The 20,637-nt window shown below is 32.2% G+C and carries 21 protein-coding genes; 17 read left to right on the forward strand and 4 right to left on the reverse strand.

The genetic code is table 11. The features are described from left to right. The first annotated feature begins 23 nt into the window (after positions 1-23). From E4O00_RS10170 to E4O00_RS10240, 15 genes are all read left to right on the forward strand, one after another. A complete protein-coding gene (locus E4O00_RS10170; RefSeq protein ID WP_253677256.1) occupies positions 24-170 on the forward strand; it encodes a hypothetical protein in 147 nt (48 codons plus the stop codon). Between the two features lie 35 nt (positions 171-205). Further along, entirely contained in the window at positions 206-592 is a 387-nt protein-coding gene (locus E4O00_RS10175) for a DUF4194 domain-containing protein (RefSeq protein WP_253677257.1), read from the forward strand. Beyond that, positions 589-948 (forward strand): ATP-binding protein, encoded by a 360-nt coding sequence (locus tag E4O00_RS10180; RefSeq protein ID WP_253677258.1) that lies wholly within the window; start codon positions 589-591, stop codon positions 946-948. The genes E4O00_RS10175 and E4O00_RS10180 overlap by 4 nt, the downstream gene beginning before the upstream one ends. After that, a complete protein-coding gene (locus E4O00_RS10185; RefSeq protein ID WP_253677259.1) occupies positions 912-1,691 on the forward strand; it encodes a hypothetical protein in 780 nt (259 codons plus the stop codon). Before E4O00_RS10180 ends, E4O00_RS10185 begins: the two co-directional genes overlap by 37 nt. After that, positions 1,669-3,684 carry a hypothetical protein gene (locus E4O00_RS10190; RefSeq protein WP_253677260.1) on the forward strand — a complete coding sequence of 672 codons (2,016 nt, stop codon included), beginning with the start codon at positions 1,669-1,671 and terminating at the stop codon, positions 3,682-3,684. Before E4O00_RS10185 ends, E4O00_RS10190 begins: the two co-directional genes overlap by 23 nt. Next, the gene (locus E4O00_RS10195) at positions 3,626-4,759 is read left to right on the forward strand and encodes a Wadjet anti-phage system protein JetD domain-containing protein (protein WP_253677261.1); all 1,134 of its coding nucleotides are present in this window, start codon (positions 3,626-3,628) and stop codon (positions 4,757-4,759) included. The genes E4O00_RS10190 and E4O00_RS10195 overlap by 59 nt, the downstream gene beginning before the upstream one ends. Continuing rightward, positions 4,756-6,270: a DUF3375 family protein gene (locus E4O00_RS10200; RefSeq protein ID WP_253677262.1), complete on the forward strand. Its 1,515-nt coding sequence runs from the start codon at positions 4,756-4,758 to the stop codon at positions 6,268-6,270. The genes E4O00_RS10195 and E4O00_RS10200 overlap by 4 nt, the downstream gene beginning before the upstream one ends. Positions 6,271-6,424: 154 nt before the next feature. After that, positions 6,425-6,700 (forward strand): autorepressor SdpR family transcription factor, encoded by a 276-nt coding sequence (locus E4O00_RS10205; RefSeq protein ID WP_253677263.1) that lies wholly within the window; start codon positions 6,425-6,427, stop codon positions 6,698-6,700. After that, positions 6,693-7,268 carry an SdpI family protein gene (locus tag E4O00_RS10210; protein WP_253677264.1) on the forward strand — a complete coding sequence of 192 codons (576 nt, stop codon included), beginning with the start codon at positions 6,693-6,695 and terminating at the stop codon, positions 7,266-7,268. Before E4O00_RS10205 ends, E4O00_RS10210 begins: the two co-directional genes overlap by 8 nt. A 120-nt stretch (positions 7,269-7,388) precedes the next feature. Further along, positions 7,389-7,700, forward strand: coding sequence for a DUF1648 domain-containing protein (locus tag E4O00_RS10215; protein ID WP_253677265.1), 312 nt, complete (start codon positions 7,389-7,391; stop codon positions 7,698-7,700). Between the two features lie 19 nt (positions 7,701-7,719). Next, positions 7,720-8,451, forward strand: coding sequence for an ABC transporter ATP-binding protein (locus E4O00_RS10220; protein WP_253677266.1), 732 nt, complete (start codon positions 7,720-7,722; stop codon positions 8,449-8,451). A gap of 241 nt (positions 8,452-8,692) precedes the next feature. Next, positions 8,693-9,961 (forward strand): hypothetical protein, encoded by a 1,269-nt coding sequence (locus E4O00_RS10225; RefSeq protein WP_253677267.1) that lies wholly within the window; start codon positions 8,693-8,695, stop codon positions 9,959-9,961. A 67-nt stretch (positions 9,962-10,028) separates the two neighbouring features. Next, a complete protein-coding gene (locus tag E4O00_RS10230) occupies positions 10,029-11,174 on the forward strand; it encodes an immunity 26/phosphotriesterase HocA family protein (protein WP_253677268.1) in 1,146 nt (381 codons plus the stop codon). A gap of 5 nt (positions 11,175-11,179) precedes the next feature. Next, positions 11,180-11,803 (forward strand): class I SAM-dependent methyltransferase, encoded by a 624-nt coding sequence (locus E4O00_RS10235; protein WP_253677269.1) that lies wholly within the window; start codon positions 11,180-11,182, stop codon positions 11,801-11,803. A 372-nt stretch (positions 11,804-12,175) separates the two neighbouring features. Beyond that, positions 12,176-14,911: an OmpA family protein gene (locus E4O00_RS10240; RefSeq protein ID WP_253677270.1), complete on the forward strand. Its 2,736-nt coding sequence runs from the start codon at positions 12,176-12,178 to the stop codon at positions 14,909-14,911. 152 nt (positions 14,912-15,063) lie between these two features. On the opposite strand, the gene E4O00_RS10245 is transcribed toward E4O00_RS10240, so the two are convergent. From E4O00_RS10245 to E4O00_RS10260, 4 genes are all read right to left on the reverse strand, one after another. Beyond that, the gene (locus E4O00_RS10245; protein ID WP_253677271.1) at positions 15,064-15,378 is read right to left on the reverse strand and encodes a DUF4469 domain-containing protein; all 315 of its coding nucleotides are present in this window, start codon (positions 15,376-15,378) and stop codon (positions 15,064-15,066) included. A gap of 132 nt (positions 15,379-15,510) precedes the next feature. Further along, entirely contained in the window at positions 15,511-16,098 is a 588-nt protein-coding gene (locus E4O00_RS10250) for an RloB family protein (RefSeq protein WP_253677272.1), read from the reverse strand. Continuing rightward, positions 16,067-17,371 (reverse strand): AAA family ATPase, encoded by a 1,305-nt coding sequence (locus E4O00_RS10255; protein ID WP_253677273.1) that lies wholly within the window; start codon positions 17,369-17,371, stop codon positions 16,067-16,069. Before E4O00_RS10255 ends, E4O00_RS10250 begins: the two co-directional genes overlap by 32 nt. A 143-nt stretch (positions 17,372-17,514) precedes the next feature. Further along, the gene (locus E4O00_RS10260; RefSeq protein WP_253677274.1) at positions 17,515-18,615 is read right to left on the reverse strand and encodes an ISAs1 family transposase; all 1,101 of its coding nucleotides are present in this window, start codon (positions 18,613-18,615) and stop codon (positions 17,515-17,517) included. A gap of 141 nt (positions 18,616-18,756) precedes the next feature. Between E4O00_RS10260 and E4O00_RS10265 the strand changes: the two genes are divergently transcribed. Next, positions 18,757-19,383, forward strand: coding sequence for a hypothetical protein (locus tag E4O00_RS10265; protein ID WP_253677275.1), 627 nt, complete (start codon positions 18,757-18,759; stop codon positions 19,381-19,383). A 329-nt stretch (positions 19,384-19,712) separates the two neighbouring features. Then, on the forward strand, positions 19,713-20,624 hold the full coding sequence (locus tag E4O00_RS10270) for a leucine-rich repeat protein (RefSeq protein ID WP_253677276.1): 912 nt from the start codon (positions 19,713-19,715) through the stop codon (positions 20,622-20,624). Positions 20,625-20,637 lie beyond the last annotated feature (13 nt).

The raw sequence follows: 20,637 nt of genomic DNA on the forward strand, positions 1-20,637 counted from the left end.
AAAAACTTTTTATGGAGGTAGGAATGACGGCGGTTTGGGCGGCACCCTGTATAAAGCTTCTACAAGGCCCCTTGTATGAAAATGAAGGAGACTCCGATTCTTGGAGACTCTTGATTCAATACCAAGGGAAAATTGCATCTTTTAACCCGCCGAAGGCTATGCCTTTTTAGAACAAAAAGAAGACGAAGAAGGTGCACCAGAATCGGTGAGGCTGATACGCCGCTATCCACTTAGCTTTGAAATGTCCCTCCTCTGTGTTTTATTGCGGGAAGCCCTAGAACAATTCGATATTTCTCAAAACGATTCTTCTATTTTGGTTTTACCTGAAAGCGAAATCCGCAGTATGCTCTCGGTTTATTTTAAAGAAAAAACCGATCAAACAAAACTCTATAACGAATTTACCAAATATTTGAATCAGGCAGTAGACTTAGGCTTTTTAAAAGAACTGCATCAAGACCAAAACGGAAGAATCGGCGACGATTTAATCGATAGAAAATTTGAAGTACGCAGAATTCTTAGGGCAAAAATCACAACCGAATTCTTATCCGAATTTAAAAAGCGGCTTGAAAATTATAATAGGGAAGAAAAATGATGCAATTTGAATTGATGAGTGAAGAGAATAAAAGCGGCTTTTATTTGGATTTTTTTCAAGTGTATAACTGGGGCATCTTAGATTCAAATATCTACACAATGAGATGCAGAAAAAAATCTTCCCTTCTTACAGGTTTAAACGGCTCAGGAAAAACCACCTTAGTCGATGCTTTTTTGTCGCTCATTGTTCCGCCCCGCCGGAGATTTTATAATCAATCTGCCGGAGCCGAAAGCAAAAAAGAAAGAGATGAGGCAAGCTACGTGCTCGGTACTTACGGAAGCAAGAGGGATGAAGAATTTATTTCGAGTACGGCAAAAACTTGCGTTCAAAGGATAAGTGTTTTTCCATTCTTTTAGGCTGCTTTGTTCTGGGAGACGATCAGGGACCTGTAACCCTCATGCAGATGAGATTTTTTTCTCAGGCAGGTACCTTGCAAAGGGTTTATTCTATAACAAGAAAAAGGCTTTCTATTGAAGATATTCAAAAAGAAGTTGTAGACCTTACACCCCACAGTAAATGGAAAAAAATCATGGCCGAAAAATTCAATACGGCTTTTTACGGTGATAATTTTTCTTCTTATTCCGAAGCTTTCTCGCAGCTTGCAGGTTTACGCTCCGACAGGGCACTCTATCTTTTTTCGCAAACGGTCGGTTTAAAAGGAGTAGGAAACTTAAACGAGTTTATACGGACACATATGTTCGAGGGAAAAAACACCGAAGCCGAATTTGAAGGATTGGTAAAACATTATGAAGAGCTTTCACAAATTTATAACGAGATTGAAAAAGCACAAGAACAGATACGGCTTTTAAAAGAAGTTTTGGAAGCGGGCAAAACCTTTGAACTTTGCGAAAAGAAGGATTTAGAATTAAAAGAAATTAAAAACAGCTTACAACTTTGGTACTTAAAAACAGCTCTTGCCTTAATCGAAAAAAAAAATTATAGATTTAAACCAAGAAAGACTGATAATCGAAAACAAGACAACTTTAATAGGAGAAGAAATAAAAAAGATAGACTTCGATCTCGACTCCGTAAAATCGGCAATTCAAAAAAATTCTACTTCGATACGCCTTACATCAGTGGAACACAAAATAGATATTAACGAACGTGAATTAAAAATACGCAGAGAAAAAATATGGGACTATGAGCTTTGCGCCGAAGTTCTTTCTTTGGAAACTCCCCAAACGGAAAAAAAGTTTAATGAAAACTTAAAACTTTTACCGGAATTAAAAAAAGAACTTACAAAAAAAGAAAATATCTTATTTAATTCTATTCTTGAGCTTAATGTTTTAAACAAAGACACGAAAAATGAACTTACGGAACTTACCGAAGAACTTGAATCTTTGAGCAAGCGGAATACAAATATTCCCTCTCAAAATATCAGAATACGGGATGAAATTTGTGAAGGCATTAATTGTTCCCAACGGGAACTTACCTTTGCAGGAGAACTTTTACAAGTATTAAAAAGCGAATCCCATTGGGAAGGGGCAATAGAAAAACTCCTCCATCATTTTGCTCTCTGCCTTTTAGTGCCGGAAAATCTTTATTCAAAGGTAAATACCTATGCCGCAAAAAATAATTTAAAAGGAAGACTGGTTTATTTAAAGACGGATAAAAAACCTCAGCTTAAAAATTTTAGACTGCAAAGCAATTCCCTTATTTCCAAACTTGAAATAAACAGAAAGCATGAACTTTCCGATTGGATCGAAAGCTATGTAACCGATAACTTTGATTATATATGCACCGATGATATGCAAGAATTTAATCATGCGGCTAAGGCTGTCACTTCAGCTGGTTTAATTAAGGCAAAGATAAGGCATGAAAAAGACGACAGGCCTCAGCGTTCCGGGACTCAATCATTTGTCTTAAGCTGGGACAATATCCAAAAACGAAGAGAACTTTCCTTTAGATTGGATAAACTTAAAACCGAAATTGAAAAAAATACCGAAAAATTAAATAAATATAAAATAAAACAAGACGAAATAAAGAACAAGCTTATCATCTTGGAAAATTTATTTAAGCTTACTATTTGGGATGAGATCGATGTTCAAAAATATGCTGCAGCCCTTAATGCAAGCCATGAAGAAAAAGCTAAACTATTAAAAGATGATAAGGAACTCAATCAGCTTGAAGAAAGGCTCAAACTTTTAAAAGAGGAAAGGCAGTCAAAGGAGACTGAACTTTCCACGTTTACACAGGAAAAGGGAAGACTGGAACAGCAGCTTGCAGATATAAACTTAAAACAAGAAAGGATGCAAATTCAATTTAACGAACACTATTCGAATAAAGACAATGAAGAAATAGAAACCTTGGTTTTAAATTTTGAAAAATATTTTAAAATCAACAAGGGGTTTGAAAACTTAGATATCCTCGACACGGCAAAAGAAAATTTTTCATCTACCCTTGAAAAAGAAACGGAAAAATCGGAACAAAGTTTAAAAAATACGGAAAGAAGATTGCGCGAAAAGATGTCGGCCCTTACAAATGCTAAGGATGAAATAAAAATAAAGTTTCCTTCATGGAGTGCGGATGTACGGGATTTGCAAGCGGAAGTGACAGCCCTTCCCGACTTTAAGGCCTTTTATGAAAGGTTAAACCATGATGATTTACCTGCCTGCTTAAAAAAATTCAAACGAAAATTTAACGATAGCGTAAAACAAGATATTACAGACTTTAAAGCACGTTTAGACGGAGGAACACAACAAATTATTGAAGGTATCGGAGAACTTAACAAAAGTTTAAAGATAATCCCTTACAGTAAAAATCCTCCGACCTATATAAAACTGGAACACCGTTTTACAAATGATATTCAAATAAAAGAATTTCAAGGCCTCTTATTAGCCGCCATCCCCGACTCCGCTTCCGTATTTAATAAAGAAGCTGATTCCGAATTCGAGAATTTTAAAAAAATAAAAACATTGATTTCATATTTAAAAGAGAACGATCAAAGGCGGAAAAAAATTCTTGATGTCCGCCAATGGTTTATATTTGCGGCAATAGAATATTACCAAAACGATAATACTCAAAAACAATACTATGAAGATTCCTCTGCTCATTCCGTCTGCAAAGGGCTCCGTAAAAGATGCCTTCGATGAGAGAAAACTTGAAGCGGAAAAGCTTTATAAGGGCTCAAAGAATGCTAAGGGAATAGGCTATACCGTAGAAACAAAAACCCTTAAAACTCATAAACAAGGAATGCAGACAATTATAGAAAAAATATATTTTGAAACTGAAATTGATTTTATAAGTTTTATAGGAAAAGAAAAAGAAACTGAAAATTTTAAAAAGCATCTTTCCATTGTTAAAAAACAATTTTCAAATTTAAATGCCGAGGATATTCAAAACGATTGGCTAAATAAACATCTGCGTAATCTTATTACCGAGGTTGAAGCCGATTATTGGCAAAACATTTTTCGTTGTGCAATCTGGTTTTTAAATAATCCTAATTGTAATTTGTATCTAAGAGAAATTCCTCTATCGGTACACACAAAATTTATAGAACAAAACACTTCATTGATTTTTTCGGTTTATACAGTCCTAAATAAAAATAAGGATAAGATAAACTCAAATGCAGATATATATAAAAGGTGGGGAGTTTGCACACCCGAACCCTTCATAAGATTCCGCTGCCTCGATAAAGACATAAATTTAAAAATTCTAAACGAAGAAATTACAAGCTATGAAGCTCAAATTCCTTTAGGTGCCTTTGCAAAAATAAATTTTAATTCCGTAGAATATATTTTTATTGTTGAAAATTTAATGGTCTATCTTACACTTCCGCCTTTTAGCAAAGCTCTTTGCATTTTCGGTTCAGGTTTTGCTGCCGTAAACTTAAAAGAAAATAAAGCATTAAACGAAAAAAAATTATACTATTTCGGAGATATGGATGAACACGGCTTTGAAATACTTTCAAATGTACGCGGCATTTTTCCAAATGTAAAATCATTTTGCATGGATAAAAAAACTTATGAAACTTTTTCGATCTTTGCAGTAAGGGGAGAAAATTCTCACTCAAAAATTGAAGACCTTAATCTTAATGAAGAGGAATTAATACTTTTTAAGTTTTTGCGAGAAAGAACCGGAAGGCTTGAACAAGAAAAAATATCTCATGCCTTTATCAAAAGCCGTATGGAAGAAATTTTTAACAAGGCAAATGAGGAGGAAAAATGAAAAGTTCGGATAGTGCTTATATATCGGCCATGCTTTCGGAAGATTCAGGCTTAAGACTTTTAAGAACAAAAAATGCAGCTCTTACTATTTCCTTCTTATATAAGATTTTTAGAGAAAAGCATATTCAAACAATTTCAGCTGACCGCTTTGAAACCCTGCTCGCAGATTTTTTGAGGGACCAAGAATTCTCAAATACTAATTATGACTTTGATTCGGAAGAATCCGATATCGGAGAATTTCGGCTTGCAATGCAAACCATCGAAAGCCGCTCTCATTTTTTAGCCAATAAATGGTGCTCCGAAAAAATAGGATTTATCAGAAAATATTATAACGAAAATCAAGAATTGATTATAGAATTAAGTGCAGGAGTCGAGCGTCTTTTTACATGGCTTGATAATATGGATTCAAGAACCTTTATCGGAACGGAATCACGCTTTAAAGATATCTTATCTAAATTGCGTGAGCTTTCTGAAAACACAACCCATGACCCGGCCTCTCAAATTGCCGACTTGGAAAAAAAGAAAAAAGAATTACAAGACCGCATAAACCGAATTAAAAAAACCGGTAAGGCCGAAATATACACGCCTGTTCAAATGGTTGAACGCCTCCATGAAATTTCAAGAGCTTCAAGAGAACTTTTATCGGACTTCCGCCAAGTCGAAGAAAATTTTAAATCAATTCTTTCGGATGTTTACAAAAAACAATCTGTAAGTGAAACAAAGGGAGCTGTTCTCGGCTATGCCTTAGATGCATATTTGGAAATGAAAGAAACACCTCAGGGACAAAGCTTTGATTCTTTTTGGGACTTCCTCGCAGCCGATGCAGGTAAAAATGAAATCAACAGCTTGACAGAAAACATAATCGAACAGGTGAGAAATCAAGGCATAGAATGGGAAGACGGTTTTCTTTTTCACTTAAAGCAATATCTTCACGAAGCAGGCGGAAAAATAATAGATACAAACCGCTCCCTTACGCACCGGTTAAATCGGGTTCTTCTTTCTCAAGGAAGACAAGAACACAAACTTCTCACAGAATTAATTTCATTTATAAAGACAAAGGCCTTTGAGTTGGCAGACAGCGATTTTGAATTAAGCGAACCTCTTCAAATTGAGACAAAACCCTTTTTATATTTTCCTCAAGCTCGCACTTTAAAATTTCCCGAACAAGTGCAAAGTTTTGAGCCTATTACAAGTTTTACCGAACAAGAATCGGCAGAACTTTTGAGGCAAAGCGGAATATTCAATCAGTTTTATGTTGATGAAAATCTTCTTAAAAAAAATATCTCAAACTTCCGTAACGAATTTTTACACGGAAGAACTCAATTTTCTCTTGCAGAGCTGACCGAAAAATTCCCCATTCAAAAAGGTTTATCCGAAGTTGCCGCCTACTTTGCCCTTACCTCCAAACTCAAACCGGAAGCGCTTATATTGGAAAACACATCCGAACAAATATCCTACACCTTTAACGATAAGACGGTTTTGCTAACCCTGCCCAAGATTGTGTTTGGGTAATACTAATATCATTGATGCTGCAAAAACCTCATTAACTAAAGGAAATTTCTAAAAACTATTTTGAAAAAAATCAAAATAGCTATTGACTTTTCATCCTGCACATATTATAATCTATTTAGATAAAAATCGAAATAGATTGAGAGGTATAACAAGGATGAGTTTTGAAAGTACATTCAAAGCATTGGCAGACCCTGTAAGAAGAGACATTTTGATTTCTTTAAAAGAAAAATCGCTTACGGCAGGTGAAATTGCCGATAAATATGAATTATCAAATTCCACCATCTCATATCATCTATCCTTGTTAAAAAAAGCTGATTTGGTAACTGAAAGAAAATATAAAAATTTTATTTACTACGACATCAATATATCGATTTTTGAAGAAGCAATTATGTGGCTGTCACAATTTAAAGGAGATAAGAAAAATGCCTAAAAAAATATTATATATGATTATTACATTACTAAGTTTTTCTCCAAGTATTTATTATATAATAAATATTGGAAATGAAAATATAAAAAATTATGATTTATATATACTGCCTATATTAGTAATTATTTTCAGCATTGTAATGGAAATTGCAGTAAATAAATTATCGAATAATAATAAACTGCCTAAAAAGCTCTATCTTCCAATTGTTTTAAGCACTCCTCTATTATTTGCAATCGCTCAAAGCGGCAAATATATATTTAAAGATTCAAACACTTCCGGCATTGAAAAATATATTCATATCTTAGCCTCAATGATTATCATCATAATCGGAAACTATTTGCCTAAAACAAAACCAAGCAGATTTGTCGGTTTAAAATTTTTTTGGTTATTGGATAAACCCGTGTTATGGTATAAAACCCATCGCCTTGCCGGATTTTTATGGATAGTCACAGGAATTCTTTTGTTGAGTTTTGGAGTATCTGCAAGATGGGAATATCTAATAATGTACTTTTCCCTATTGTATGTTATTCCATTAATATATTCACTAGTACTTTTAAATCAACAACCCTGATGCAGAGCATCGGGGTATGTTGTTCTCATAAGGTGGTTGCAGTCGGCTTTAATACCCTTTGTTACGACGCAGAGCGTCGGGGGTATTAAACCCTCCGCACGAATAAAGAAAGGAGATTGTATGAGTAATTTATCCAACAAAAAGCATTTGATTATCGGAAGCTTATTATGTTTAGCTGCAACGGCTATTTTTATGGCCTTTGGAAACAAACTCCCGGAAACGGTTCCCGTACACTGGGATTCAGCAGGAAATGTAAACGGCACCATCGAAAAGGTATATCTGACATTCGGAGCACCGTTTGCATATCTTCTTATCAATCTTATCGGGTTTATAAAATTTCAAAATCAAAAGGGAAATGTATGGAAGTACTATATCATACCGGTATCTGCTATTATAATCAGTTTCCTAGTTATTTTCTTGGCAATTTTATAATTAAATTAAAAGAATAACTATGTTGGAAATTAAGAATTTAACAAAAATCTATCATAAAAACCGCATTGCAGTAAATAATATAAACTTAAAAGTTTCTCAAGGCGATATTTATGGTTTTATAGGGACAAACGGCTCCGGGAAAACATCAACAATTAAATCCATTGTAGGAATTCATGATTTTACAGGAGAAATATATGTTAATGGAATTTCCATAAAAGATAATCCTGTAGAATTTAAAAAAAATATCGCATATATACCCGATAATCCCGATATATATGAATATCTTACAGGGCGGCAATATATCAATTTTATAGCAGATTTGTATAGAGTATCTATAAATGAGCGGATACAAAAAACAAAATCATTCAGTGAAATATTTGAAATGAGCTCATTTTTAGATAATACAATATCTTCATATTCTCACGGAATGAAACAAAAAATTGTAATTATTGCAGCCCTTATCCATTCACCAAAATTATTAATAATGGATGAACCCTTTGTAGGCTTGGATCCAAAAGCTTGTTATCTTTTAAAAAAAGAAATGAAAATATTAGTAGAAAACGGGAATGCAATATTCTTCTCTACACATGTTTTAGAAGTTGCAGAAAAACTATGTAGCAAGATAGGAATAATAAATAAGGGCAGGTTAATTGTGCAAGGAAATATAAACACTGTTTTGAGCAAGACCGATTCATTAGAAGAATATTTTATGGATATTATTAAAAATGAAAAATATAATAATACTTTTTAAAAATTCCGTATTTCGGTACTCAATTTTTACAAATTCGGAAAAAAACAACTATCATTTATTAGGATTTATCGTAATATTTTTTTTGTTATGCCTATATAATATTATTTCGATAAATTCAATAATGAAATTAGGGCTGCATTCTTTTACCCTATCCTATTCGGCAGCAATATCAAGTTTTTTTATTTTTATGATGACTGTGCTAAAAAGTAACTCAATGTTTTTTTATAATAAAGATTTTAATATGTTAGCATCTTTACCGATTAGAGAAAAAGAAGTAGTTCTAAGTAAATTTTTAATACTATATTTTTTAAATCTTATTATCAGTTGCAGCTGTATATTTCCGGCAGTCATTCTTTTAATTTTAAAAAAAATTATCAGTGTCTCTGCCGGAATAATATTTTTACTGTCAGGCTTCGCCCTCCCGATGATACCTATGTGTATAGCTTCCATATTAAGTATTATTATAGAATATTGCAGTGTATTTTTTAAAAGAAAAAATCAAATATCGATTTTGTTTTTTTATTTATTGATGACAGGATATTTTATAACCGTATCATTTAATCGCGATTTAGATTCCATTTTATTAGACAATTTACTTCAAACACAATTATATAAAATATTTCCGTTATCCAAATTATTTTATATAGATCAAAATATTTACCTAAAGATTTTACAATTTATAAGTCTTACAATTATTGTAACCATTGTATATATATTTTTTATAGGTAAAAACTATAATAAAATTCATCAAAAACTAAACACTCAAAGCTTTAAAAATAAAAAAACAAAATCTATTTTAAGAACACCATTTTTTAGTTTATATTTAAAAGAGTTTAACCGTTTTATTACTTCGCCTATTCGTGTATTAAATTGCGGATTAGGTATTATATCTTTATGTGTCTTATCTGTCGGTTGCATGATATTGGGATTTAACAAGATTGAAATATTACTCGGTATTAGAGGTCTTGAACATATTCTTACACACTACGGTTCATCGGTGATAGGGGCATTTTTTCTTATGAGCTGTACCACATCTTCATCAATATCTTTGGAAGGAAAAAATTTATGGATACTACAAACAGCTCCAATCGGCATATCCCAAATTTTAAATAGTAAAATAGCAGTCAATATGAGTATTCATTTAATAGGATATCTTTTTGCAATGATTGCCATTTTACCGAATATACGGAGCGGTTTTTTACAAATTTTATTAACAGTCTTTGTACCTGTTTTTTATTCCTTTTTTATTTCGACTGTAGGAATTTTTTTTAACATCAAATATTTAAATCTAAATTGGAATGATGAGATAAGCGTTATAAAGCATAGTACGGCATCTATTATCACGCATATAATTGCTATAATCACTATTATAATATCAACTTCATTATTTTTTATTATAAATTTAAATTTTATTTATATAATAATTCCAATATGTCTAAGTTTCGCCATTGTCGGAATTTATTTATATAAAAAAAGCATAAAAACAATATATCTTATTCAAAAATACTGAAAATTAGATTAACCTCACCCTTGCCTAATAGTATAAAAAAAGGTACAATTATTAAAAGGAATTAAGCATGTCTAAAAAATTTATCTTAACCAACGAACAAAGAAAGTATCTGGGTCTAAATCCGATTGAGGCTCACTGGGAAGTAATGGATATAAAAGGCAGCCTATATTATTTTGACGGAGATACTATCAAAAAAGAAATTTCCGCATCGGACTATGAGGGAGAAGCTTTTTACTATAAAGAAAACGAGCTTGATGTTGAAACGGGAGAAAACAGAACCATTGTGCTTCCCAAGACGGCAAAAGGAAAACCGAAAAAATTAAACTTTACGGCAACTCAATCATTTAAAGGAATCGGAGTGTATTTTTCATTCGGAAGCGGACATGTGCTTATCGGAAACTACACCACACAAAAAACCTACTATTCGGAAAACTTAAAAGAAAGCAAGGCTTCGGCTCTCAATTCTTGGATTGAAAAATGGATAAAGGAAACATCAAAAGAAGATTTAACCGATTTGGAAAATTTTAAAAACGAAAAAAGAGCTAACCAAAAATATAAAGAAGGAGATATCTTTGCTTTTAAAATAGGAAGACGGCAATACGGTTTCGGAAAAATTTTAATCGATATTGTTAAGTTAAGAAAAAATCCGGAATTTAAAAAGAATAAAAACTACGGTCTTAACAACCTCATGGGAACCGCTTTAATTGTAAAGGTCTACCATAAAATCAGCACCGGCATAAACATCAATCTTGACGAATTGGAACAATGCCCTTCCCTCCCCGCACAGCCCATCATGGATAACAATATCTATTACGGCGAATACAAAATTATCGGAAACAAAAAAGTTACTTACCAAGACTTAAATGACGCTCCAATATCGACAAGCAAGAGTATAAATCATCAAGACAAGGATATTGCCTATCTCCAATACGGCTTGATATATAAAGAAATGTCTTTAAAAGAATACGCTCTATACAAAGACGAAGAATGGTATCATAAAAATTACCGGGCAGAATCAATAGGCTTTTCTTTAAACATAGAAAAATTGGAAGAATGTATAAAAGCAAAATCAAACGCCCCCCTTTATCCTGCAACCGGCGGCGGCCTAAATAATCCCGCCAACAAAAAAGATAAGAATTCAATTTTCAAAGCTTTCGGTATGGACGGCGATCTGGACTATGAGGGAAACTTAAAGCTCGCAAAGGAAAAGTAAAAGCTATGATAGAATATTACAAAAAAAGAGCAAAAGAATATGAAGACATATATAAAAAACCGGAAAGACAAGAGAGTATTCTTAAATATCAAGATTATATTAAAAAACTTTTTCAAAACAGGAATGTATTAGAGCTTGCCTGCGGAACCGGATTTTGGACGGAAACATTAACCAAGACTGCAAAAACCGTACTTGCAACCGACATTAATAAAGAAGTACTGGAACTTGCAAAACAAAAAATTTTTAAAGCCTGCAAGCCGGAATTTGCAATTTTGGATTATAGAAACTATAAACCTAATAACGAATACAACGGCATATTTATAGGCTTTTTGGCAAGTCATCTGACAAAACATGAATTTTTAAATCTTGTCGAAACTCTCATAGAAAAAACTAAAAAGCCTTCTTTAATATTCTTTATGGACAACCTTTTTGTGGAAGGAGAAAGTACTCCGATATCCAAAACCGATAAAAACGGCAATACCTATCAAATACGAAAACTTAAAGACGGCATCGAGTATGAAATAATGAAAAACTTTTATACCGAAAAAGAATTTAAAATTTTACTAAAAGACAAAACCTATAAATATTTTTCCAATAAATATTATTGGTCTATTGAAATTTACACTTAGATTATAATGCAGAGGGATATATAAATTTAATCCTTGTTCATAATGCTTGACAAAATAGATATTTTTATGCTAAGGTAAGCATATGCAGGATTTTTTGAGTTTATGCTTTTTTAAAATTTTCTCATTAAATGCTTTAGATAAGGTAAAAAAACGCAGTGATCTTCTAACCAAAACACTGTGCCATTTTACCCCCCCCACGTGTCAAAATGACACAATCAACAAACTAAGTCAAAATCTTTTATATTTTTTTCTCTTTAATACTGTACGCACAAGTCAATTATTTTATTTTGTCTTGTGCGTTTTTTTATATATTTATATTAAAATTAGTACACACATGAAATTGTAAAGTATTATAATTAAAAGGAGTCTCAAATGAGTAATGATGAAAATACTTTAGAGAATAATGAAGAAGTAAAACTTCTAGACATCAAACCCGATGCAGACGGTAATTTGAAGAGTGAACCTATAACTTTGAATGACGGAACTAAAGTTGAGTTTGTAGCCGATTTTGAAAATGAAGATCTTACAAAAACAAAAATCTTTAGAGATTTGCAGGCTGTAGAAGAAGATCTTTGCGGAACTCATGATTTAACAAATCATGCAGACACGACAGATTATCTGGTGTCGGTAGGCTGCGGTATTTTATGCGGGCTTATTGATTCATTTTTTGTTGGAGAATTTGATTTTGCACGAGGAAAAGAATGGAGCAATGAAAAAATTAATAATATAATTATAAAATCAACACAAAAGTTAAAAGAGGAAGAAGCTATAAGCAGAGCTATAGCAAAAGCAAAAAATGAAACTATAAAAAATGGTAGAAAATTATCTTCAGATAATATAAAAGAAATAATAAAAAATGAGAAAGAAAAAGTACAACAAGAAATTCAACAAGCTCTTGAAGAAGATAAAAAGAATGGAACTTCAAAAATGTTGGCAAGTTCAATTCATGAACTTGAACAAAAATATCCAATAGCCGCTGATAGTGTTACTTCCAACTTTGGAGGAGGATTGCAACATCACTTACGAGACTTTACCCATCATCCAACACCAGTAGGGCTATTTTTCTCTTTACTATCTCAATTCACAGAAAAAGCATATGGAACAAATACCGCTGGTTTATTTCAAATTGTTGATATAACTGATAAAACACTCATAGGTAAAAATATACAAGAAAAATTTTATTTTGGAGTGATTCACTGGTTTTTTCATATGATGAGTGATATGGCTGGTTCATCTGGAACTGTTGCAAAAGGCGGTTATGGTACAGGTTTACCAGGTCCTATTTTATCTCTTCTAAAAGAATTATCTTCTTTATCTTTTTTTAAAAAGATGAATAAAGACGGAAATAAAGAAGTCTCTGTTTGGATTTCAAAGCTTTTTAATGGAACTTTATTGGCTCAACATGATGAAAATGGTAAGATTATTTCTGGAACAGAACAACCTTTTGATTTGCGAGCCGAACTTGCTGTTGGCGAAGAGTTAGGTCGGCAGACAGTCCCTGTAATTATCAATGAATGTCTTGTACGAGGATTTTATTTTATTCGTCGCTTAATTATTGAATTTCAGTCAAAAAACATTTCAAATTTTACGGATTTCAACCGCATCGATTTAAAAGAAATATTACCTTTTAAAAATAGAACTATTGTACGTATGTTGACAATTTCAAAAGGCACATTTGAAATATTTGATACTGCTGATGCTGCTATTCGTTCAGGCGGATTTACAAATATGTCATTTTTATTACATTTAAATTTTGTAGGAGCGGTATCGTTTGGCATTACTGCCGGTTTTGATATAAAGATGGGCGTACAGAAATTTAAAAAAGAACATGCATACGGTTGTCCTAAAAATTTAAAACTTATCAGACTTTATAAGAAAAATGCAGGCGGCTTAAGTAAAGTTTTTGAAACCGTCCCTATTGCAAGAAAGAATTTTGGTCCCTTATTTATTCATATTAATGAAAAACAATATGAAAAAACAAATATAAAAGTAATGTTTGTAGATATGGAAAATCACCTGTCACTAACATATGACGAAAGTATGCAAACTCCTAAAAAGCTCCTTTCAATGTTTGAAATGTATAAAGATTATAAATTTTCTCCGGCTAATGCATTCGGTAATTTTGCAAAAAAACTTACACATAATTTAAATACATCTCAAAATAATCCCATGTTTATTTGGAATTCTATTTATAAATTTTCAAAACCGAATAAAGAAATAGAAACTGCAGAAAACCAATATTTCAATCTTCTTCTAAATGAAATAAAAATATGTAAACCTGATGCAGTTATTTTTATGACCGGTAAAAAATATGATAAACATATACAGGCAAAATTTAACAACGAACTTTCATTTAGGCAAATTTGTGTAAACTCCGAAAACAGCAAATTGCCTGATTTAACTGAAAAATGTTTTGCAAAACTAGTATCTAATAATAAAAATCTTCCTGAACATATTTACAGAATATCAAAACCCAATTCTTTATTTTTCAAATTATTTAGAAAAAAAGCAACTGTAAACTGGCTAATAAAACTTATACTCGGTATTGAACCCGAAGAAAAGTGGAAAACACATAAAAAGCTAAAAATTGGTATTCCTTGGAAAGTAATACTTATTATTCCAGCTATTATAATTCTTTTACTTTTATTACGTACCTGCAAAGGATGTAACTTTAATGAAAAAGCCCCCCTGCCTGTCACTTCTAGTATTGAAACTCCCAAAATTCAAACGGAAACAAAACCTGTGCATAACGCGGAAAAAGTATTTTTAAAAGAAACAAAATCTTTTGAATTTAGAGCAGATAGAAGAGATTTTGTAAATCCACAAGAAGCTGAAATTTGGTTTGATAATATGGCACAGGAAATAAAAACAAAACTAAGGCAAAACCCTAAATTAAAATTTAAGATATGCGGATATGTAGCAGAATTTCAAAATGAAATTGATGAAATGGTTCTAGCTAAAGAGCGTGCTGAAAATATAAAAAAAGGTCTTGTAAAAAGAGGTATACCTTCTGACATATTAGTAGTTATTCCTATTGGAAAGACAAGTAGATGGGGAACTGAGCGTCGATTAAATAGAGCAGTTACAATAGAATCTTTTGAGGAATAAATTAGCTATGTCAACTTTATCCCCATAGTGATTTAACCTACCCTATTTATTAAAACACCCCTTCCAGCTAATCCTTTTACAGATCAGCCGGAAGGGTTGTAACAGCTAAAAGACTAAGGCGGAGCGGTAAACAAGGCTCCGCCTTAACCAACCTATACGGCTTTTAGATAAAAATCCGTTTCCCCAGTGCGGAGATCCTTGACGGGTACTGCACCCGACGAGAACTGAGTGCAAATACGGATGGCGTATTCTTTATCTTTTTCAAGTTCGGCAGGAACAAAGAATTCCACCAACGAAGGAGTGTTGGTAAAGATATGTTCTTCTTTTACCTTTATAGGCTCCGAACCGTCTTGAGGTACACAGTACACACCGCAGTCTTCCAATGTACCTAGAATGCGGATTCGGTTTCCCGAAACCCTAAGCGACTTTCCGCAGGTAATAATCTCATTGTCTTGTTGAGTAAACAAATATCTGCTACATATTCCTAAAAGATGTTTTTTTGTCGAAACCGTGATTAACTATCTTTTCGGAATCTGTTAAACCTCTTGATTCACAATTTTGATCATTTTTTAGAAAAATAATTACTGTATAAATTTTTTTTACCTTTTTACAAGTTTAAGCTCTTCAAATATTTTATAAACATTGCAAAATGAAGCATGTTTATCATGATTTTGTTTATTACGTTCTAATAATGCATAGCTATTTCTAATTGCTGTTCCATTTAAATCCTTCAATTTAGAATAAACCGTACATATTGCTTTTTCATATTCAGGAAAATATTTATATAGTTCTTTTATAAGGGTATTTTGATCATGGTAATATTTTTGTGGTATTACATAGTGCAATAAAAACCATATTTCAAATGAAGGGAGAGAATCTGCAATATAAATTTCACTCCTTTCAACTTGAGCTTTCAATTTTTTTGTCTTTTCTGAAATACCTTTTTCTAAAATTGTATCATAGTCAAAAACACACCATACTGAATCATACACATTTGACTTCTTTTCATCTAATGCAGTTTTTAAAATACTCTCGAGAGAACTGTGTTTTGCCTGTTTCGGAATAATTGTAATGCCCGGAATTCTTTCGATAGACTTCATTTCAGAAAAATACCGCTGTTCAGTTTTTCCTTCAACAACAATCAAAACAGTCTTATTACTTGGTATTTTTCCTGTTTTTCTCGGCATAAAATAATTCCTTTAATAAATTAATATTGATATTGGGCAAGGCACCAAATGTATCTGCATTATAGAGTTTTTTACGGGAAGTTTCTTTTCGAATTCCTTTATAGTCAGTAATACTGTTATAGACACTGTTACCTTCCTGTGTTTTATAACAAAACCACACTTCATCATCACGCAACAGTCCGGAATCCAGCAAATCTTGATTATGAGTTGTAAAAAGCAGTTGAGAATGATCAGATATCTCAAGAAAAAGATCTAAAAACAATTCTATCAACTCTTGGTGAAGAGATGATTCAAGTTCATCAAAAGTAAAGATATAATTTAATTGAACAATTAAGAACAATATTGTACTCATTCCAATCATTTTTACCGTTCCGGCAGATTCTTGTGAAAAAGATAATATATAATTAATTCCATTGTAACAATGTGTTAAAACTATATCTTCTAATATATATCCATTATTGCTAACAGATACTCTTTCTTGAATATCTTTAGGTAGTTGAATAAATAATTCTTCAGAAATAGGGATTTCTTTAACCTCTATATTTTTTATTGTTGTCATATCTGCAGCAGAAAGTAATTGTATAAGTTTATTCTTAAAATTATTATTTTTCTTTACAAGCATCAATGCATTTCTCATCATAAACCCATTGTTATCAACATACAATCCTGTAAAATTTAAAATAAAATACCTATATATTTTATTAAGAATTAAATGTTCGATTTGTGCTCCGGTAGAAATAACTGAACAATTAGGCCTGGTCATATCCTCAAGTATTTTTTTTGCCCCGGTAATATCACTGCCCCATTTTATTTTATTATTTTCACTTCGCTCGAAAATACGTTTTTTTTGCCCTTTCGGAGCATAGAATAATGATTCATAGAGGACTTTTTCCGTTGTAAGCTGTAGGTTATACTCATACCGGATATATTGTGCGGTTTCTGTATCTTTTATATAAAAAATCAGATCAAACTCGCTCGGTTGATTTTGAAAATGCGGATCAAATTTGAATGGAACAACCCCAATTTTCTCATCAGGTTTTAATTTATTAAATGAGCTGAGAAGAAAACTCATATAAAATTGCAGTGCCTCAAGCATCTTTGTTTTTCCCGCAGCATTTGCCCCGTAAATACATGCAAGTTTAAGAATTTTTTTACCTCCGCATTCTACATAATGCCGTGCATCAGTTTCGGTATCATTTATTACAGCTTCAAAGCTGATTGTTTGTTTTTCGCTGATAGAAAAGGTATTTGCAATAGAAAATTCAAGGATCATAATCAACTCCTGATAGTTTTATAAAGGTGCTTCCATAAGCCAATATCGGCTTTTTATATATAAAATTCAAGCTATTTTTGCATAAAAAGTGCAAAAATAGGTATAATTTACGATTTTTTATGCACGGCTTACGCATGAATTCCTTAGCTAAATAAAACATTAAACCTAAATGAATCATCAAAAGTACAAAGCATCTTCTTCCTTTTCAGAGTTTTACCGTTTTGATACATTTTCATTCGATTAAAGCAAATCCTCCTTAAAATTGCTATGTTTTCAGCAGTATTTTTTTCTCGAATTTGACATTCATCGTCTCTAAATATTACATCCAGCGACCAGTGTAAGGTGTTTTCTATTGTCCAATGTGTTCTTACAGCTGTTACAAACTCATTTATATCCTCTATACTGCTAATAAAGTAACGCTTTTCACTGTATTGTTTGCCTTTGCACCTTACAGTGCTTTTGACCATTCCAAAACTCTTTAAATTTGCCCATTTATTCTTATCTGCAAACCAGTTTATATTAGAAGAAAGAAAGTATTCTCTTTTTTCTTCTCTGCCATGCCCTATATCCAAGGTTTCAAATCTTAAAAGTGTGTTTTGAAAGTCTTTATCTTCTATAGAAAAATAATCTTTTACATCATTATACGCTGCCGGTTGATTTTCTTTTAGAGCCAATACATAATCACATTTTTTCTTTGTGATTTCTTTTGCTATTTCTTTTTGACAACCCATGGCATCTATAGTAATTATCGAGCTTTTTAGTTTTAAAAGGTTAAGGAGTTCAGGAATTGCTGTGATTTCATTCGATTTTTCAGCACATTTTATTTGTCCTAGTACAACTCCCGCTTCGTGAGCAAATGCACTTACCAAATGAATACCTCTACTTTGTTCACTTGCACTTCCACGTAATGTTTTTCCATCAATGTGAATGTATGAACCTGTCGGAATATTAAGGGATTGTTCAATCCACGAGATAAAAAGGTTTTGAAATTGTTTGGGATTAATCATCGCAAGGACTCTTCCTATGGTGTCGTGCGAAGGAACTCCATTTTCTAACAATAGTCCTATCTCATTTTTTAGCCAATCCTTTTTTACTTCGGCAAATTCCCCTATTTCAAATACAGTTTGAACTCCGCTACAAACAGCACACAGTGCTATTACCAATATTTCGCTGATTAGATGTTTTACTTTGCCAGACTGACGATTATCATTAAGTTCGTTAAAATATTCTTTTAATGTTTTCATAGTTTAAATATCGGCTATTTTTTTTCGTGCGTAAGCCGTGATTTTTTATGTTAATTTAGTTGATTTTTTAGTAAGAATTTGCTATTTTAAATAATAGAGGCTCTTATTATAAATAAACATGTATAAAAAAGGAAGTTAAAAATGACATATGATGAAATAAAAAATATGCTTGACAATATGTATCGTCAGGCTGTTAAATTACAGTCCTTATCAAAATATCTATTTAGCAATAAATCAGGAATAAGAGGGCTAATATTTAAAATATTATGGAGTGTATATGCCTTGATTTCAATTTTATTTGCACTTAGCCCATTTTACTTAAAATACACAACCATTATTGCTATTTGTTATATCATTATTTCATTTATATTCCGCCTAATAATACTTAAAAATTTTGAAAATTTTCTAGCAAAGGAAAAACTAAACAAAAATTCAGCTTATACAAATTTCAAAATAACTTTTATCAAAAATAATTTAACTTCAAAGATATATCCAGCTATTGAATGTGCAAATTTGGAATCTCAGAAAAATAGATATTCCTATCTAAGAATACTTTCTATTATTATAAATATATTCGTTATACCAATTATAGTAAATAAATTTCAAAATATTAAATTAATTAATTTAGTGTTATTAATGTCACTTATAGCGATGCTAGCAGTAATAATTGATATAGTAATTACAATATTAGTACGTAAACAGACACGATGGGAAACAATAAAAACATATTTACAAAAAATAAAAATCGAACTGGAATTTTCCAAATAATAAATTTTATTATTGTATCATCTTGAACTGACCCCAAATTTAACCCCCCTCCCCCTTTTCCCTCTTTTGTGCTATACTACACCTATGTCCCAAAAACTTGAACTAACGTGGTACACCAAGGATAAGCCTATAAAACCGGAACAGCGTATCTTAATCAAAGACGATGCAAACTAAAATCTCGAAAAGATTTTAACTGTGAAAAGATAAAATATTAAGATAAAAAAGCTGATTTTTATACTAGACAATTTATAAAAAATAACTAAAATAATAAATATGTACTATATATAAGGGAGTCTTATTTTAAATCTTAAAATCCGGAGGTATAATAAATGGCAAAATGTAAAGTATGCGGCTTCCGTCTTACTGATGAAATGAAAAAATGCCCGATGTGCGGAGCAATAGCAGGAAGTACAAAAGCCGGAAATATTGCCGAAGATGCAAATTTGCCGAGATATTTTTGCCCATCATGTAAGGCGCAAATTATCGGCGAACATCGGTATTGTCCCTCGTGCATGAAAGATTTATCTCAAGCGGCAAAAAACGCGGAAGTACAGGAGCAAGGCAGCAATAACTGCATACAGTGCGGAGCATCTCTTCCTGTCGGTGCACAATTTTGCCATAAGTGCGGGGCAAGGCAAGAAGCGTTATCAAGCGTAAAGCCTACGAAAGATAATGCACCAAATGTTTCCGTCAGGCTGAAAGAAACACCTCTTGAAGTGTTTAAATATCAGAAAAACGGCATCAAGTATATTCTTACAGGGATAAAATATACTTCCCCTACGGATATAGTGATACCAAGTGTGTTTTCTACAATAGGGCGTAAAGCTTTTGAGAACTGTAGTCGTTTAACAAGTATAACCATTCCGAATTCTGTTACTGAAATACGTTGGAGGGCTTTTTATGGCTGTAGCAGCTTAACGGATATAACCATTCCGAATTCTGTTACTGAAATAGCTACTTCTACTTTTAAGAACTGTATCCGTTTAACAAGTATAACCATTCCGAATTCTGTTACTGAAATAGGTGATTGGGCTTTTGGGGACTGTAGAAGCTTAATGGATATAACCATTCCAAGTTCTGTTATTAAAATTGGTCATTTGGCTTTTGCGGGCTGTATGTCATTGAAGAATGTATCGATTGAAAACACGAATTTTAATAAATTCGATATTGCCCGTATATTTGGATATTTACCGCGCTTTACGAAAGTAACAATCGGTGATAGAGATATATTTTTAGACTAATGAAAAAGAGAGG

The organism is Treponema sp. OMZ 788, from assembly GCF_024181245.1.
In the GTDB taxonomy this organism is placed as follows: domain Bacteria; phylum Spirochaetota; class Spirochaetia; order Treponematales; family Treponemataceae; genus Treponema_B.